This is a genomic window from Nitrosomonas europaea, assembly GCF_900167395.1.
GTDB classification, from domain to species: Bacteria; Pseudomonadota; Gammaproteobacteria; order Burkholderiales; family Nitrosomonadaceae; genus Nitrosomonas; species Nitrosomonas europaea.
Map to the genome: position 1 here is coordinate 130,967 of NZ_FUWK01000002.1, position 17,474 is coordinate 148,440.

Sequence of the window (17,474 nt, forward strand, 5' to 3'; positions counted from 1 at the left end):
TGCATCATCAGGAAAGGATATGTTCGGCTGGAATCGCACAGGTTTGTGCCAGCCGGTACCAGGCCTGTCTGCGTGATTCCGCCACCGGAATTGCAGGGCTGCTTTGCAACAATATCAACCAGATCTGACCGGATACCAGTGTTGCAAGCTCTCTTACCATCCGCTGCACTCCACGATCAGGCAACCGATGTGCCGCCACGCCAATGACTAACGCTCCTTTGGATTTTTTGAGCATTTCCGAGACCCGGGCAAATGTTTTCTGATCCGCCACATTTTCCTGGCAAACCAATCCTTCCGGCCAGATGGCATGGCTGTCCAGTTCGACACCGATCACCAATGCATTTTCGGGAAAACGACGACTGTGTTTCGCACGGGTAATCGGTTCCAGCGATTCTTTTGCCATTCCGGGATCGCGGTCGATCACACTGGTCACGAATTCTTTTGCGATCAGGCTCTGCCGCAGGGTGACGTAGTAAGGCAGGTATAAATCCAGTTTGTAGCGATACTCGGACAGCTTCAACATGAAAAAGGCAAGCAGCATCAGGATCAGCCGGGGCAGCAATCCATATACGATCAGTGCTCCCACCAGAAATTCCGCCCAGGCGCTTCTGATGACTGAATCCTGCACACCTGCCCCGATCCGGCTGGCTGCGATCTGCTGGCCGTCAGGAACAGCGAGGCCAATATGCTGCATGGGAACACCCAACAGACGAGTCAGCTCTGGCAGGCTGTTTTCCGGCAGCAATGTCGTCCCCCAGACGAAATCGTACTGTTTTGCCAGCATCAGCAGAATCAGCACGCCCATCCCTGCAAGCAGATAAACCAGCCAGAACTGATGAGTCAACATGCTGATTCGCCACCGGCCCACCCTGCCGGACAGGCAGGTTTCCCACCAGGCACGTGCAGCAAACGTACCAGTGGAGTCACTCTCTCTTTTCTTGAGCTGAAAAGGCAGCCAGCAGGCCAGTTGCGCAGCAATGCCCGAGCTCAATCCCTGAACACTCAGCAAAATCCCGGCACACCACAGCAACATCGACAGGAAATTGAACCCAAGCAACACGACCAGCAACCAGTAAATATTCAGCGTCGAAGATTCGCTGGCTGCATTGACCGCGGCCAACCCTCCGAGAACCGCCGCCAGCAGCAGAATGATTCTGCTTGCACGTATGAACAGCTTCTCCGGCTGCTGGAGCACCTCGTCCAGATGATTGTCATGAACCAGATGATGAGCGCGATCCAGTAATCTTTCCAGAAAAGCAGCGTAACTGAAACCGGAAGCAGGGTACGCTTCCATACTCGCAATACCGGCGTAAGAAAGTGCCTGAGGCTGGCCTGTTTCAATATGCCGCAATTGTTCCAGTCGAACCAGATCATTGAAATCGTGGTTTTTTAATGCCATCACTATCGATATCTAAACAGAAAAATAAAAATGAGATCACCTCGCCATAACCCGGGCGACCTGGAAAACCTGTCACCAGCCGATGAGGCAAGCAGCATAAACGGCCGGAATACGATAATGGAAAACGGTTATCTCACTTCGGAATATCGTAATACAACCTGATCCCCGTAAAAACTTGGAAAACCGTACAATCCACGCTCTATCGAACAAAACAGAGTATCCGCAAGAGGACAGTAAAGTCCGTTCATTTATTTCAGGAAGGATGTCATCAATGAAACCCGTCGCAATTCTCAGGTTTTTCCCGATCGAAGGGCCCGGCTATTTTGCCACATTTCTCAACCACCATCACATACCATGGCAACTGATCTGTCTGGATGAAGGAACGCCTCCGCCGAAAAATATGAACAAATACAGCGGCCTGGTATTGATGGGCGGGCCGATGAGCGTACATGATGATCTACCCTGGATCGGCTCGGTACTGTCACTCATCAGGCAAGCGACAAGTACCGATATTCCGGTACTGGGCCACTGCCTGGGTGGGCAGCTTTTATCAACCGCTCTGGGAGGTGTGGTAACAAACAATCCGATCAAGGAACTGGGCTGGGGACGCGTGGATGTCACTTCTTCATCCATCGCGCATGACTGGTTTGGTACTGATCTCACGGAATTCGATGCCTTTCACTGGCACGGCGAAACTTTCAGCATACCGGCAAACGCAGTCAGGCTGCTATCCAGCCCTTACTGCCCCAATCAGGCCTTTGCCCTGGGGATTCACCTGGGCCTGCAGTGTCATATCGAAATGACCGCCGAGATGGTAAAAATATGGTGTGAGGCAAATGCTGCCGAGCTGGTACAAAGCCGGGAAAGTCCCGCTGTCAGCAGCAGTGAAGAGATTCAGGCGAATCTCGATGACCGCATTGCTGCACTGCAATCAATCGCAGATCGCCTGTACAAAAAATGGATTAAGGCATTGAAAAACTGATGGTCGCCACCAACACGCAACCATCAGCCCAAGGCATGTTCATGATTCGTACCGGTTCAGATGGCGATCTCGGCTCGCATTTTCTTCATGGCTTTTGCTTCGATCTGACGCACACGCTCAGCAGAAACGCCCAGCTCATCAGCCAGCTCATGCAAGGTGGCAGCCTTGTCTTCCCGCAGCCAGCGTGCCTCGATGATACGGCGGCTGCGTTCATCCAGACTGTCCAGCGAATTTTTCAGCCGGGCGTGTGTCAGTCGCTCCAACTGCTCTTTTTCCAGCTCCCTGGAGGGATCGGATCCATCCGTCAGCCAGGCAATCGGGCTGAAATCATCTTCATCACTGTCCGTCACCGGTTCCAGTGAAATATCCCGGCCGCTGAAACGTGTTTCCATCTCGACGACTTCCTCAGCTTTGACACCCAACTGTTCCGCCATCGAAGCCACTTCAGCCTGGCTCATCGTATCCAGCCCTTTTTTCATGCTGCGCAGATTGAAAAAAAGCTTTCTCTGCTGTTTGGTCGTGGCGATCTTGACCAGCCGCCAGTTACGCATGATGAATTCATGAATTTCCGCCCTGATCCAGTGAATCGCAAAGGAAATCAGCCGGACACCCCGTTCAGGGTCAAACCGTCTGACAGCCTTCATCAGGCCGATATTACCCTCCTGTATCAAGTCAGCATGCGGCAGCCCATATCCCAGATAACCGCGTGCAATGGTAACCACCACGCGTAAATGGGAAAGCACCAGCTGATGCGCTGCATTGACGTCACCCTCTTCTCGCATACGTTTAGCCAGGGAAGCTTCCTCTTCCCGGGATAAGACAGGAAAGCTGCTGGTCGCACGAATATAGCTGTCCAGATCACCGCCTGCCATCACCGGTAAAGCCATAATCTCATTCATGATTTTCTCCATTGATTTTCAGAATGTACTTGCGTGATTTGAAGCGAATAGACATATCCTAGCACTCTTAGTTCATGAGTGCTAATTTCATCAGTACCTGATTATCCCTCTTAACCGCATATTCACGCTGCTGCTCAATCAAAACAATCTCTCATATATTAAATTCAGATAAAGAAATCATTATTTATTATTTTTATAAATAAGAGATTATTGTTATCTTTGCTTCGCTCGAACGACGTCGAGAGCCATAAACCAATAAACCTACAACTATAAAACAGAGGCATAAATGAAACACCGTACATGGATATGGCTTTATCTGATTACTCTCCCATCGCTGACAAACATGGTTCATGCAAAAGAAACGCTTCCAGACAACCAGAATGGCCAGACAACAGCAGTCGATTCCGGTTCTGCAGCATCCAAGGAAGTAATTATACAAACTGCGGCCAACCAGCAAACTGAATCGACCAAACCAACATTCATCGCTGGTAATGCACCCTCCAGTTTCTACCAGCGCGCGCGCAGTTACAGCACCCACCCGGAATCCGATCCGCCCCGTTATGTTCGCACGCTGTCCAAAACGGGGATCGACGCTTTCAAAAATCTTTACTGGCTGGATGTCGGGTTGGATTACCGCGTACGTTATGAACATCGCCACAATGATATCCGGCGCTCACGTATCACCACGGATGACCCTGTTCTCCTGCGAACACGGGCTTATCTGGGTATCAAAGAAATCCTGGATCCTCTGCGCTTCGTCGTCGAATTTGAAGATGCACGCCGCTATAACGGTAAATTCCCTAAAGATAACCGCGACTGGAATGAATTCGAACTGATCCAGACCTATGGCGAACTCTATTTCAAAGATGCGCTGGGGCGAGATGACCTGGGTAATTATCGTCCTGTCAGAATCCGGGGTGGTCGCATGGCATGGGAAACGCTGGATCGGCGCTTACTGGGTAGTAATCAATGGCGCAACACTACCAATAATTTTGAAGGCTTCCGCGTTACACTCGGCCAGGAATCGAATGACTGGGAGTTCGATGCATGGGGAGTGCAACCGGTCATAAGACTGATAGACAAATTTGACCGGCGCGACAAAGGCCAGTGGTTTTATGGCGCAATCGGACATTTTCGTCAATGGTCAAAAATAATCACCATTCAACCCTACTATATGGGGTTAATACAGGATGACGATGGTGGAACACGAGTCAAACGTGAAATCCACTCTCCTGCCATACGAGCCTATGGTGTTGTGCCCAACACTGAAGTCGATTTCGATCTCGGTGCCATTTATCAATTTGGCCGTGACGGTGGACAGAAAAAATCAGCACATGCCTATCTGCTCGAATTCGGCTATACCTTCCAGCAGGCTGCCTGGAAGCCCCGCGTCAGTGCCTTTTACGGTTATGTAAGTGGTGATCGTGATCCTAACGATCGCACAAACAACCGTTTTGAAAGATTCTTCGGTTTTGCACGCCCCTGGTCAGCTGATGACTACATCATTATGGAAAACATCCAGGCACCGAAAATCAAGGTAGAGTTCCAGCCACATCCCGACTTACAAATCGACGGAGGCTATAACGGCTTCTGGCTCGCCAGTAAGACTGACCGTTTCAACAACCTTCTCAACGGCAGTGGAAATAACCGTGATCGCAGCGGGAACAGTGGCAGCTTTATCGGGCATTCAGCCGATATTCGCGCCCGTTACAAGCTGACACCTCATATCAGTACCACACTAGGCTATTCACACTGGTTCAACGGCGGATTCATAAAAAACCAGCAGTTGGCGGAACTGGGAGAAACCACTGCCGGGACGGATTTTTTCTATGTTGAAGTCGCTATCAGCGCATTCAAATAACATCAACTTATCTATAAAAGGGAATCAAATGAAATTCAATATATGGTTGTCAGTCGGATTACTGACGTTTGCTCTGGCAGGTGCCAGTCAGGCATTTGCTGACCGGACTCTTCTCAATGTTTCCTACGATCCGACACGCGAGTTGTATGAGGAATATAACCGCGAGTTCATCCGCTACTGGCAGGAAAAAACCGGGGAGAAAATTACTGTCAAACAGTCACATGGCGGCTCCGGCAAACAGGCACGTGCGGTCATTGACGGTGTGCCTGCAGATATAGTGACACTTGCCCTTGCTCATGACATTGACGCGATCAGCGAGCAATCGGGGCTGATCCCGGCAGAATGGCAGAAACGCTTACCCAACAACAGTTCGCCCTATCTCTCAACGATCGTCCTGCTGGTACGCAAAGACAATCCCAAAGGAATCAGGGACTGGGATGATCTGATCAAACCGGGTGTCGCCGTCATAACGCCCAATCCGAAAACATCGGGTGGTGCACGCTGGAATTATCTGGCGGCGTGGGGTTTTGCACTGAAAAAATACGATGGCGATGAAGCAAAAGCACAAGAGTTCCTCACCCGACTTTATAAGAATGTCTCAATACTTGATTCAGGGGCACGTGGATCAACCATCAATTTCATCCAGCGCGGCATAGGGGATGTTCTGATTTCCTGGGAAAACGAAGCTTTTCTGGCGCTCAAGGAATATGGCCCGGAGAAATTCGAAATAATCATTCCCTCGATCAGCATTCTTGCCGAACCCCCTGTCGCTGTCGTCGACAAGAATGTCGACAAACATGGCGTACGTAATATTGCCCAGGCCTACCTCGAGTACCTGTACGACAAAAAAGGGCAGGAAATTGCGGCACGCAACTTCTATCGACCGAGCGATCCGGAAATCGCCAAAAAATATGCTCATCAGTTCCCGGCAATCAATCTGTTTACGATCAATGAAGTATTTGGCGGCTGGCCGCAAGCCCAGAGCATCCACTTCAAGGACGGCGGCCTGTTCGACAAAATCTATGTAAATCAATGATCGATTCTGTATCCGGCACATTGATTGCTCATAACCTCAAACTCGAAAAGAATCAGAAATGACAGTACTGATAGTGGGTGGAGATTACATTGCATCTCTCAAACAGAGAATCACGGCACACGGCTATTCCCGTATAGAACACTGGAACGGTCGTAAAAAAGGGTTCAACAAGCGAGCACTGCCCGGCAGAACAAAGCTGGTCGTGATTATCTACGATTACGTCAGCCACAACCTTGCCAATTCAGTGAAAGATCAGGCCAGCCGTATCGGGATCCCGATGATTTTCTGCCGTCATGCCATGCACGAAATCGACACGATCTTCGATGAGAAAAAAGCTGAAGAAAGTTGTTGCAACTTTGTATAAGTAATGAACAAGTCCAGTGAAGCAAGAAGTGCGCAGATCCCGTTGAAATGGATGAACGATTTACCCGCTTCTCTTGCTTCAATTCAGATAGCTTCTTTGCTGGAGTTACAAATGCTGCCATCAACGTTAAAAACACTGGTACACGGTGATTATATGATTCGTACGATAGAACGCATTATCACAAGCACCGGTTTTTCCTTACAACACTCTGATAATGGCGAGATTACTGGCCTTTTTTACCATTGCAAGTTATCAAGCGCTTATCAACCTGTTTTTGAAGCTGCCCGGAACAATATCATTGGACAAGAAGCTCGTATCCGCGCTGATTTAAATGGAAATGGAGAAATACAACTTTCTCCCTGGCATATATTCGCACTCGCCCCCGACGATGAACAGCTCATCAAGCTGGATCGCCTCTGCCGAACGATTCATGCCCTCAATTTTCTTGACAATATTACTAACAAACAGATGAAGCTGTTCGTCAGCGTACAGCCCCGTTTGCTGGAAAGTGTCAAGGATGATCATGGCAGCGCATTTGAGCAAATACTCGACATTATCGGAATACGTACCTCCAGAATCGTTATCGAGATCCCAGTTGAAGCCAATCGTGACTGGCGGCTGCTGAAACGCGTGATCATGAACTATCGTGCACACGGGTATCTGATCTCAGTCAATTACAGCGGTACCAATAATGACCGGATATCCGAACTTGGCAAGCTATATCCTAATGTCATACGTATTGATGCACGTGATCTGTTACGGCGTAGCGTACTGGATCCGTTGATAGTCACTGCTCATAATCAAGGAGCAGATGTTCTGGTAGGCAACATAGAAACTTCATATCAACTGACAGATGCAATACACGCAGGTGCAGATCTGCTACAGGGAAATTTCCTGGCCAGATATTCGCGTAAAGCCGACAACATGCTGACTCCCTTTTCCTGGCAGATACCAGACGAGCGGAATGGATACAGATTCGATAATGAATCACTGCAGGAAAATCAACCTTACAGAAGCATATAACCCGTTCTATTTACGAGACATCGAATCATGTACCCGAAAACAGCCTTGCATATAAAAACAGCGACAAACCATCTTGAAAGGAGCGCTTTCATGAATAGAACCACTGCCAAGCCTTTTACCGTAATGGATGAGTTCGAATTGATCAAAGCTGCTACCGACTACTCGCTGGAACAGGATGAAAATGGCCGGATCAGTGGAAATTTCTACCATTGCAAACTGACCAGTGCCTTTCAGGTAATCCTCGATATTCATGAAAATAACATAATTGGGCACGCAGCCTACATTCGCTCTGAATCAAATGGTGAAGTCTCGCTCTGGCCCTGGCAGGTATTTGCACTTGCTTCCAAAGATGAACAATTGATCGACCTCGACCGCCTGTGCAGAGCAATTCACGCCCTGAATTATTTTAAGAAGAACTTTGACACCAACACTGGTCAGCTTTTCCTGAGTGTACATCCACGCCTGCTGAGCAGCATCCAGAATGAACACGGACGAACATTCAAAGATTTTCTGGATTTAACCGGAATCAGTACTTCACGGATCGTGATTGAAATACCGCCAGCCCTGAATCACGACTGGAAACTGCTGCAGAAACTGATCATTAACTACCGCTCATACGGTTATCAAATAGCCCTTAATTTCAGCAGTACCAACGGACACTGGTTACTGGGAACAGATGATCTCCATCCGGACATCCTGATCGTGCAAGCACACGAATTATTACACTATCAGCTGAATGACTATCCGGAAGACAACAGCACCCGTGATGCCGGCTTCCGCCTGCATGTCAGAAAAATCGAAACGCAAGAGCAGCTGACAGCGGCAAAGCAAGCGGGCGCACATTACCTGCAGGGTAACTTTCTAGGAAAAACAGTATGACTCACAACATGATCCCGGCAATCACCCAAAAGGATTTTTACAATCGAATAACAGGAGTCTGAATTTTGAGCACTTTCAAACAATACAGTGTACTACCAGGCTTCAATCTGGCACTGGGATTTACCCTGCTTTACCTGAGTCTGGTCGTACTGATTCCTCTGTCGGCAGCATTCATCCACAGCGCGAAACTGACCTGGCCGGAATTTTGGAGTACGGTGACTGCACCCCGAGTCGTCGCGTCCTATCGGCTGACATTTGGAGCCTCGTTTGCAGCCGCAGTGGTTAATACATTTTTCGGATTGCTGGTAGCCTGGGTACTAGTACGTTACCCGTTTCCGGGTAAGCGCCTGGTCGATGCCCTGATCGATCTGCCTTTCGCACTACCCACCTCCGTTGCCGGTATCACGCTCACCGCAATCTATGCGGGTAACGGCTGGCTCGGTCAGTATCTGGAACCATTGGGAATCAAGGTCGCCTTCACCCCGGTCGGTGTTTTCGTGGCACTGACATTCATCGGGTTGCCGTTCGTCGTTCGCACCGTTCAACCTGTACTGGAAGATATCGAGAAAGAACTGGAAGAAGCTGCTGCCATGCTGGGCGCAACACGCTGGCAGACTTTCCGGTACGTTATTTTCCCGGCAGTTCTACCTGCACTGACCACCGGTTTTGCACTGGCTTTTGCCCGCGCCATCGGAGAATACGGCTCCGTTATTTTTATTGCCGGCAATATCCCGATGGTCTCGGAGATCACGCCATTACTCATCATCACCAAACTCGAACAATATGATTACGCTGGTGCAACGGCCATTGCCGTCGTGATGCTGGTGATTTCATTCATTCTTCTGCTGATCATCAACCTGCTGCAGTGGTGGGTTCGTCATCGCAGCATAAAGGCATAAAGGAAAATCATGACTGCCGTCCCGTTACTCCAAACCTCTCCGGCACCGCACAAGGTGGTTACGCAGGAATCACCGTGGGCGCGCTGGACACTCATCCTGCTGGCCCTCTCCTTCCTGTCGCTTTTTCTTTTACTGCCCCTGGTAGCAGTTTTCTTTGAGGCACTGAGAAAAGGATGGGAAGTTTATCTTGCAGCCATCACTGAACCCGATGCCCTCGCCGCCATCCGCCTGACCCTGATTGCAGCCGCCATCGCCGTACCGCTCAACCTGATATTCGGTATCGCAGCCGCCTGGGCAATTGCCAAATTTGAGTTCCGCGGCAAAAGTATCCTCACCTCCCTGATCGATCTGCCATTCTCCGTCTCTCCCGTCGTCGCCGGATTGATTTACGTACTGATATTCGGCCTGCAGGGCTGGATCGGTCCATGGCTGCGGGAGCATGATCTTTCCATCATTTTTGCCGTGCCCGGCATCGTTCTGGCAACGATTTTCGTGACTGTGCCGTTCATTGCACGTGAGCTGATTCCACTGATGCAGGCACAGGGAAGCGAGGAGGAAGAAGCCGCCATCATTCTGGGCGCAAGTGGCTGGCAGACACTGTGGTACGTCACGCTTCCCAACATCAAATGGGGATTGCTGTATGGCACCATTCTCTGCAATGCCCGAGCAATGGGCGAGTTTGGCGCCGTCTCGGTCGTTTCCGGACATATTCGCGGCCTGACCAACACTCTTTCCCTGCACGTCGAAATTCTCTACAACGAATACAACTTTGTTGCTGCTTTTGCAGTGGCTTCCTTGCTGGCATTACTTGCACTGATTACGCTGGTACTGAAAACGCTGGTTGAAGCAAAAGTGGCACAACAAACCTCCAGAGGAAATCATTCATGACTATCGAAATACACGATCTCTCCAAGCAATTCGGCTCTTTCACCGCACTGAACGACATCAATCTGAAAGTCAACCCGGGAGAGCTGCTCGCGCTGCTGGGTCCTTCCGGCTCCGGTAAAACCACTCTGCTGCGGGTCATTGCCGGCCTTGAAACAGCTGATTCCGGTCAAGTGCTGTTCAACGAGGAAGATTCAACCGACAAACACATTCGTGATCGGCATGTCGGATTTGTCTTCCAGCATTACGCACTTTTTCGCAATATGACCATTTTCGAGAACGTAGCATTCGGCTTGCGTGTACGCCCTAGAAAACAGCGCCCCAACGCTCCGGAAATCAATCACCGCGTGACTGAACTGCTGCAACTGGTGCAACTCGACTGGCTGGCAGATCGTTATCCGCACCAGCTTTCCGGGGGGCAACGCCAGCGCATCGCATTGGCACGGGCACTGGCAGTCGAACCCAGTGTTCTGTTACTGGATGAGCCATTCGGTGCGCTCGATGCCAAAGTGCGCAAGGAGCTGCGTGCCTGGCTGCGCAAACTGCACGATGACATGCACATTACCAGTGTCTTCGTGACACATGATCAGGAAGAAGCACTGGAAGTGGCAGATCGGATCGTCGTCATGAACCGGGGCCGTATCGAACAAATCGGCACTCCCGATGAAGTCTATGAGAAACCGGCCAACCCGTTCGTATATGAATTTCTTGGACACGTCAATCTGTTCCACGGGCGTGTGCATCAGGGCCATGCATGGATTGGCGATCTCGAAGTCGATGCCCCGGAGTACTCAGAAGCAGAAGATCTCAGTGCCATCGCCTATGTGCGGCCGCATGACATCGAAGTGGACCGGACATTAAACGGTGAACCGGCTCTGGCTGCTCATATCGTCCATATTCTCGCTATCGGACCGGTCGTACGGCTGGAGCTGGCAGGCAAAGACAATCAAAGTACAAACAGTATTTATGCCGAGATCAGCAAGGAGCGTTTTCGTGAGTTGCAACTGGCAAGAGGAGATCAGGTTTTCATCAAGCCGCGCAAGCTCGATCTGTTTCCAAACCATGCCCAAAACGGATCGATACATTGATGACAGCCTCTGAAAAAACGGTTTTGCCGGAATTATCCTATCTGCGCACGACAATCAGCAACGTTGTCATTGAGTTGCGTAATTTACGCGAGACTTCACTGGAGCATCGGCAGAGACTCAACAATCCGCCCAAACTTCCCTCACGCAAAACGCTGGCGGACATCATCGACAAATTGAGTGCCGCATTGTTTCCCAACCGCCTGGGTCAACCCGACCTGACCGGAGAAAGTATCGATTACTTCGTAGGGTACACACTGGATACCGCCCTGCGCGATCTGTCGGCAGAGGTAATCCGGGAGCTCCATTTTGCTTCCGGGCTCGAGGCCGTCAGCCATACGGTTCGAGAGCGGGCGGTGGAAATCACGCATGTATTTGCCGGGCAGTTGCCTGCCATACGCCATATTCTGGACAGTGACATTCGTGCAGCCTATGAAGGCGATCCGGCTGCACACAATATCGACGAGGTACTGGTCTGCTACCCAGGGATCACCGCCATCATCCATTACCGGCTGGCACATGAACTGCACAAGCTGGGAGTCCCTCTGATTGCACGCATGATTTCAGAAATCGCGCATTCTCTGACCGGCATAGAAATACATCCCGGAGCCCGGATTGGTGACAGTTTCTTCATAGATCACGGAACCGGAGTCGTCATCGGGGAAACGGCCATCATCGGTCGTAAAGTACGCCTGTATCAGGCAGTCACTCTAGGCGCCAAACATTTCCCGGTAGATGAACAAGGTGCCTTGATCAAGGGAAATCAGCGTCATCCTGTCGTCGAAGACGATGTCGTGATCTACGCGGGAGCGACCATCCTCGGGCGTATCACTATCGGACATGGCTCCACGATAGGCGGAAATGTCTGGCTGACACACGACATCCCCCCCGGGAGTCATATCACCCAGGCGCAGATGCGCCATGAAAAAGTACCCGGTTAATTTCAATTGCATATCTTTATTTCGTATATGCGAATAACGCCGGATTATTCAGAATAGTTCGGTGACACAAAACGCTGTTTCTTCCCAACAATCTTCAGGAGAATTTAAATGACTGATATTCATCAGGCACAGACCGCATTAGGTGATGTTGCGGCCCGTACACTTGCCAACGCGACTAAAACCATTCCCATGATGGGCACGATCACGCCACGGTGGCTAACTCATCTGCTGCAGTGGGTTCCGGTCGAGGCGGGTATCTACCGCGTCAATAAAGTCAAAGATCCTGACGAGGTTGAAGTCGACTGCTCCAACAAGGATGAGCGCGAATTACCTGCCACTTACGTAGATTATGAGGAATGGGGGCGTGAGTATGTACTCAGTGCAGTCAATACCGTGCTGGATGTCCACACTCGCGTCGCCGATCTTTACAGCAGCCCGCACGATCAGACCCGCGAGCAACTCCGGCTGATCATTGAAACCATCAAGGAACGCCAGGAAAAAGAACTGGTGAACAACAAGGAATACGGTTTGCTCAACAATGTTGCCAGAAACATGAAGATCAAAGCGCGTACAGGCGCACCCACCCCGGATGATCTGGATGATCTGATCTCACTCGTCTGGAAGGAACCGGCCTTCTTTCTGGCACATCCCAAAGCCATTGCGGCATTTGGTCGGGAGTGCACACGGCGTGGCGTACCTCCTCCCACCGTATCGATGTTCGGCTCACAATTCCTTACCTGGCGCGGGCTACCCCTCATTCCATGCGACAAGATAGGCATTACCGGAGGGAAAACAAGTATCCTGCTGCTACGCACGGGTGAAAGCCGGCAAGGGGTGGTAGGACTCTATCAGCCGGGACTGCAAGGCGAACAGGGCATGGGATTATCTTTACGTTTCATGGGGATCAACCATAAGGCCATCGCTTCTTATCTGGTTTCACTGTATTGCTCACTGGCCGTGTTGACTGAAGATGCACTCGGTGTTCTGGAAAATGTCGAAGTGGGTAAATACCATGAATACAAATGAGTTCAACCAGTGGATAGATAAAGTATCGGGTGAGGCATCCGCTTATGTACCCGATATTGAGTCACTGACGCAAATGGGCAATGCGTTATTCAACACTCCTCCGCTTTCCCGATCGACCGAACCGCCTGCTTTGACGGTTCCCGGTGCTGAAGTCAGTCATTCACGCCCGGCCACCGGGTCGAGCTACCCTTCGACCATTCCACTGCCTTGCGAAGCGGAACTGAAAGCCCTGTTCACACCGAATCAGTATCGTGCGCCGGCTCATATCAGCCTGTCTGATTCAGATCATTCCGGTCATCCACCGTGGGAATCATCATTTTATTTCCTCGATGAAGGGATAGCACCCGAGCGCCATGACCGGGCAGCACAAATTCCTGCTGCCCATCCCCCCTTCGATATCCATGCGATCCGGCGTGATTTCCCCATTTTACAGGAACACGTCAATGGGCATTCCCTGGTCTGGCTGGACAATGCGGCAACGACACAGAAACCTCAGGCCGTCATCGATCGGCTGACCTATTTCTACACGCACGAAAATTCCAATATTCACCGGGCAGCACATGAACTGGCAGCCCGTGCGACAGATGCGTATGAGGAATCGAGGAATAAGGTTCGCCAGTTTCTCAACGCCGCATCCACCGATGAAATCATCTTTCTGCGGGGAACGACGGAAGCGATCAACCTCGTTGCCCAAAGCTGGGGGCGGCAGCATATCAGCGCCGGAGACGAGATCATCATTACCTGGCTGGAACATCATGCCAATATCGTTCCATGGCAGATGCTGTGTAATGAAACGGGCGCCCGATTGCGCGTGGTACCGGTCGATGAGGATGGACAGGTTTTGCTGGAAGAATATCAAAAGCTGCTCAACTCACACACCAGACTCGTTGCATTCTCACAGGTTTCAAATGCACTCGGGACCATCACACCTGCCAGACAAATGGTGGAAATGGCACACCGCGTCGGTGCACGTGTACTGGTCGATGGAGCACAATCGGTTTCACACATGCGGGTCGACGTCCAGCAACTCGATTGTGACTGGTTCGTTTTTTCCGGGCATAAGGTATTCGGCCCGACCGGTATTGGTGTTCTATATGGCAAGACAGAACTGCTCAACGACACACAGCCATGGCAGGGTGGCGGCAATATGATTCAAGATGTCACTTTCGAAAAGACAGCTTATCACGGTGCCCCTGCCCGGTTCGAGGCGGGGACCGGTAATATTGCCGATGCAGTAGGACTGGGCGCCGCAATCGACTATGTGGAACGTATCGGTCTTGAAAATATCAGCCGCTACGAGCACGAATTGATGACCTATGCTACCGGGTGCCTAAAATCGATAGCAGGACTGCGACTCATTGGTACCGCACCAGATAAAGCAGGTGTACTGTCTTTTACCCTGAAGGATTTCTCTACGGAAGAAGTCGGTACTGCTCTCAATCGTGAAGGTATTGCGGTACGTGCCGGTCATCATTGTGCCCAGCCTATTCTGCGCCGCTTCGGCGTGGAAAGTACCGTCCGCCCCTCGCTGGCTTTTTATAACACGTATACGGATATCGACAGGCTGGCCGCTGCCATAGACCGTATCCGGGGAAAGAAAAACGCATTCTGAACACCATGCGGTACAGATAACAGGCCTGCATAATTTCTGTACCACATCCATTCCTCCACGCCACCACACACGTATCGACAACAGGTATAAACACGTGAATTTTCAGCAACTCCGCATCATCAGTGAAACAATTCGGCAGAATTACAATTTGACGGAAGTGGCCAATGCCCTGTTTACCTCGCAATCCGGGGTCAGCAAGCATATCAAAGATCTGGAAGATGAACTGAACATCGATCTGTTCATCCGAAAGGGCAAACGCCTGACCGGACTGACCGCACCGGGCAAGGAACTGGTCAAAATCGTTGACCGCATTCTGCTGGATACCAGAAATATCAAACGACTGGCAGAACAGTTCAGTCAGCATGACCAGGGTGAACTGACCGTGGCTACCACCCACACCCAGGCACAATACGCCTTACCGGATGTTGTTAGGCAATTCAAGGAAATATTCCCAAAAGTACATCTCGTACTTCACGAATCCAGTCCCGGCGAGATCGTATCCATGCTGCTGAATGGCCAGGCGGATATTGGCATCGCAACCGAAGCGCTGGAGAGTACTTCTGAACTGGTATCGTTTCCGTACTATACCTGGCATCATGCGATCATCGTACCGGCAGAACATCCGCTGCAATCGATACACCCTCTCACACTCGAAGCTGTTGCGCAATTTCCGATCATTACCTATCACAAGGGTTTTACCGGGCGTTCCCGAATCGATCAGGCGTTCTCTCGCGCGGAATTGACACCCAATATCGCCATGTCCGCTCTCGATGCAGATGTCATCAAAACCTATGTCACTCTGGGTATGGGAATTGGTATCGTTGCATCTGTCGCATTTACACCGGAACGGGATACAAAACTGATCAAACTGGATGGTTCTCATCTGTTCGAGCAGAATACCACCTGCATATCCATACGACGTAACCACTATCTGCGCGGATACGCCTACCGGTTCATCGAGCTGTGCATCCCTTCACTGAGCAGAGATACCATCTGCTCAGAAATACAATAGAACGACTACTGATGCGAGATTGGCATGAGTCCATATTCCAGCGTTTCAAATGACTGATTGGTGCCGTCGTATAGCGTAAACTCTTACAGTTCGGCGCGTTCAGAACTTCATGGATGGTTGTCCGGCTGACACAGAAGCGTTCCGCCAGCTGTGTTATTTTCCAGAGTCAAATTTAATAAAGATGCAAAATTTCCTGATGATCCGGTAAAGTCAGGCATGTGCATCTATGTACGTTCATCTGCAGTATTTTTCTGAATACTGTAAATAACACTAGAAATTCTTATATATAAAAGAAGAAGGGGAAATTGCGTGTTTAAAAGAGTCGGTATTTTTGTTGCGCTCGTTACATTGAGTTTGATATTTAATCAACCCGCCACGGCTGGCAGAACCGTAGAGGATTTTCAGGTTTGGGGAAATATTACTGCACTTGGTAATTTTGGCTTCGTCAATCCGGGCAACCCCGATTTGAAGAAATTCAGATGGTGGATGGAAGGACAGGGACGATTCGGTAATGATTCCTCACAGTTTACGCAGGCTATCATCCGCCCGGGTTTGGGCTATGCGATCACTGATAAAATCATCATCTGGGCGGGCTATGCCTGGATTCCCTCGGATGAACCGCTGGTACCAAAGTCAGGGCTCCCGTTCGATGAGCATAGAATCTGGCAGCAGGTAACCTGGGCGGATGAATTTTCTTTCGGTAAATTGTCATTGCGCAGTCGCTTTGAGCAGCGCTTCTTTGATCACAATGCACCTGTTTCTGGTAGTGACGATGTGGCTTACCGTTTCCGTCAGCTGGTAAAACTGGCGATTCCAGTCGCCATGATCGATCCCAATCTTACTTTTATCATTCAGAACGAATTGTTCATCGGGTTGAACACGGTTAGTAACCCGGGCTTTATTTCTCGCGGCTTCGATCAGAATCGCGCTTTTGTGGGTCTGGGTTACAAAGTTCATCAGAATGCGACCGTTGAACTGGGTTATATGAACCAATTCATTGACAGGCGCCATAATCCTCGTCCTGATCAAATGATGCACAATTTTGCAGTTAACCTGTTTCTGAATTTCTAATATGCAAAGTCATTAATCCAGAGAGGTAATCACTATTATTTGCGCGGATGCCTGCCAGTTCATCGAGCTGTGCATCCCTTCACTGAGCAGAGATCATCTGCTCAGAAATACAGCAGAACGATTACTGAAACCAGCTGGTCTTTTCCGGATTCTCGTTCGGAGTACGATTATCTGCATTGTCCGAGGTACGGTTATCTGTATCAGAAGGCCAGGAAGAAAATGGAAACGGGCGTTGTTCGCTGTTGAATGTCAGGAACAGACTGATCTGGTAATCATACATTGCCAGCTGGCGGCCCAGTTTGAGCAGTCGGGTATTGGCCTGCCCGGTCAGGACAGTCGATCCGAGCTGAAACAGGGCCAGCAGCACGATCAGAAATTTCACACTCCCCTGGATAAACATGAACAGCAACATAAAAAGTACACGAATCCAGGTTTCAGTACTCTGCAATCGTTGTTTTACTTCGTCATTCATAAAGTGATGTCTCAAACGGGTTGATGAA

Annotated in this window: 17 protein-coding genes; 14 read left to right on the plus strand and 3 right to left on the minus strand. The window is 50.2% G+C overall.

Annotated elements, in window-relative coordinates; genetic code table 11:
• Positions 1–7: 7 nt before the first annotated feature.
• The gene (locus B5D58_RS01540; protein ID WP_011111212.1) at positions 8–1,399 is read right to left on the minus strand and encodes a DUF2868 domain-containing protein; all 1,392 of its coding nucleotides are present in this window, start codon (positions 1,397–1,399) and stop codon (positions 8–10) included.
• A gap of 271 nt (positions 1,400–1,670) precedes the next feature.
• Here B5D58_RS01540 and B5D58_RS01545 point away from each other — a divergent pair, with 271 nt between their 5' ends.
• Positions 1,671–2,381, plus strand: a complete 711-nt coding sequence (locus B5D58_RS01545; protein ID WP_011111211.1) for a type 1 glutamine amidotransferase — start codon at positions 1,671–1,673, stop codon at positions 2,379–2,381.
• Between the two features lie 56 nt (positions 2,382–2,437).
• Here B5D58_RS01545 and rpoH read toward each other — a convergent pair whose 3' ends face one another.
• Positions 2,438–3,280, minus strand: coding sequence for an RNA polymerase sigma factor RpoH (gene rpoH, locus B5D58_RS01550; protein ID WP_011111210.1), 843 nt, complete (start codon positions 3,278–3,280; stop codon positions 2,438–2,440).
• A 286-nt stretch (positions 3,281–3,566) separates the two neighbouring features.
• Here rpoH and B5D58_RS01555 point away from each other — a divergent pair, with 286 nt between their 5' ends.
• The 13 genes from B5D58_RS01555 (at position 3,567) to B5D58_RS01615 (ending at position 16,974) form a co-directional block, all read left to right on the plus strand.
• Positions 3,567–5,141, plus strand: a complete 1,575-nt coding sequence (locus tag B5D58_RS01555; RefSeq protein ID WP_011111209.1) for an alginate export family protein — start codon at positions 3,567–3,569, stop codon at positions 5,139–5,141.
• Positions 5,142–5,169: 28 nt separating this feature from the next.
• Positions 5,170–6,177, plus strand: coding sequence for a sulfate ABC transporter substrate-binding protein (locus B5D58_RS01560; RefSeq protein WP_011111208.1), 1,008 nt, complete (start codon positions 5,170–5,172; stop codon positions 6,175–6,177).
• A 58-nt stretch (positions 6,178–6,235) separates the two neighbouring features.
• Positions 6,236–6,541 carry a DUF2325 domain-containing protein gene (locus B5D58_RS01565; protein WP_011111207.1) on the plus strand — a complete coding sequence of 102 codons (306 nt, stop codon included), beginning with the start codon at positions 6,236–6,238 and terminating at the stop codon, positions 6,539–6,541.
• Between the two features lie 3 nt (positions 6,542–6,544).
• Entirely contained in the window at positions 6,545–7,564 is a 1,020-nt protein-coding gene (locus B5D58_RS01570; protein ID WP_234988949.1) for an EAL domain-containing protein, read from the plus strand.
• Between the two features lie 90 nt (positions 7,565–7,654).
• Positions 7,655–8,443 (plus strand): EAL domain-containing protein, encoded by a 789-nt coding sequence (locus tag B5D58_RS01575; protein WP_011111205.1) that lies wholly within the window; start codon positions 7,655–7,657, stop codon positions 8,441–8,443.
• A 65-nt stretch (positions 8,444–8,508) separates the two neighbouring features.
• Positions 8,509–9,342, plus strand: coding sequence for a sulfate ABC transporter permease subunit CysT (cysT, locus tag B5D58_RS01580; RefSeq protein ID WP_011111204.1), 834 nt, complete (start codon positions 8,509–8,511; stop codon positions 9,340–9,342).
• A 9-nt stretch (positions 9,343–9,351) separates the two neighbouring features.
• Positions 9,352–10,230, plus strand: a complete 879-nt coding sequence (cysW, locus tag B5D58_RS01585; RefSeq protein ID WP_011111203.1) for a sulfate ABC transporter permease subunit CysW — start codon at positions 9,352–9,354, stop codon at positions 10,228–10,230.
• Positions 10,227–11,315, plus strand: coding sequence for a sulfate/molybdate ABC transporter ATP-binding protein (locus tag B5D58_RS01590; RefSeq protein WP_011111202.1), 1,089 nt, complete (start codon positions 10,227–10,229; stop codon positions 11,313–11,315). Before cysW ends, B5D58_RS01590 begins: the two co-directional genes overlap by 4 nt.
• Complete coding sequence (epsC, locus tag B5D58_RS01595) at positions 11,315–12,253, plus strand: serine O-acetyltransferase EpsC (RefSeq protein ID WP_011111201.1); 939 nt, start codon at positions 11,315–11,317, stop codon at positions 12,251–12,253. The genes B5D58_RS01590 and epsC overlap by 1 nt, the downstream gene beginning before the upstream one ends.
• Positions 12,254–12,361: 108 nt before the next feature.
• On the plus strand, positions 12,362–13,279 hold the full coding sequence (locus B5D58_RS01600; protein WP_011111200.1) for a family 2A encapsulin nanocompartment shell protein: 918 nt from the start codon (positions 12,362–12,364) through the stop codon (positions 13,277–13,279).
• Entirely contained in the window at positions 13,266–14,891 is a 1,626-nt protein-coding gene (locus tag B5D58_RS01605; RefSeq protein ID WP_011111199.1) for a family 2A encapsulin nanocompartment cargo protein cysteine desulfurase, read from the plus strand. Before B5D58_RS01600 ends, B5D58_RS01605 begins: the two co-directional genes overlap by 14 nt.
• A gap of 94 nt (positions 14,892–14,985) precedes the next feature.
• Positions 14,986–15,903 (plus strand): CysB family HTH-type transcriptional regulator, encoded by a 918-nt coding sequence (locus B5D58_RS01610; protein WP_011111198.1) that lies wholly within the window; start codon positions 14,986–14,988, stop codon positions 15,901–15,903.
• A gap of 309 nt (positions 15,904–16,212) precedes the next feature.
• Positions 16,213–16,974 (plus strand): DUF2490 domain-containing protein, encoded by a 762-nt coding sequence (locus tag B5D58_RS01615; protein ID WP_011111197.1) that lies wholly within the window; start codon positions 16,213–16,215, stop codon positions 16,972–16,974.
• A 121-nt stretch (positions 16,975–17,095) separates the two neighbouring features.
• On the opposite strand, the gene B5D58_RS01620 is transcribed toward B5D58_RS01615, so the two are convergent.
• Positions 17,096–17,446, minus strand: coding sequence for a DUF4389 domain-containing protein (locus tag B5D58_RS01620; protein ID WP_011111196.1), 351 nt, complete (start codon positions 17,444–17,446; stop codon positions 17,096–17,098).
• Positions 17,447–17,474 lie beyond the last annotated feature (28 nt).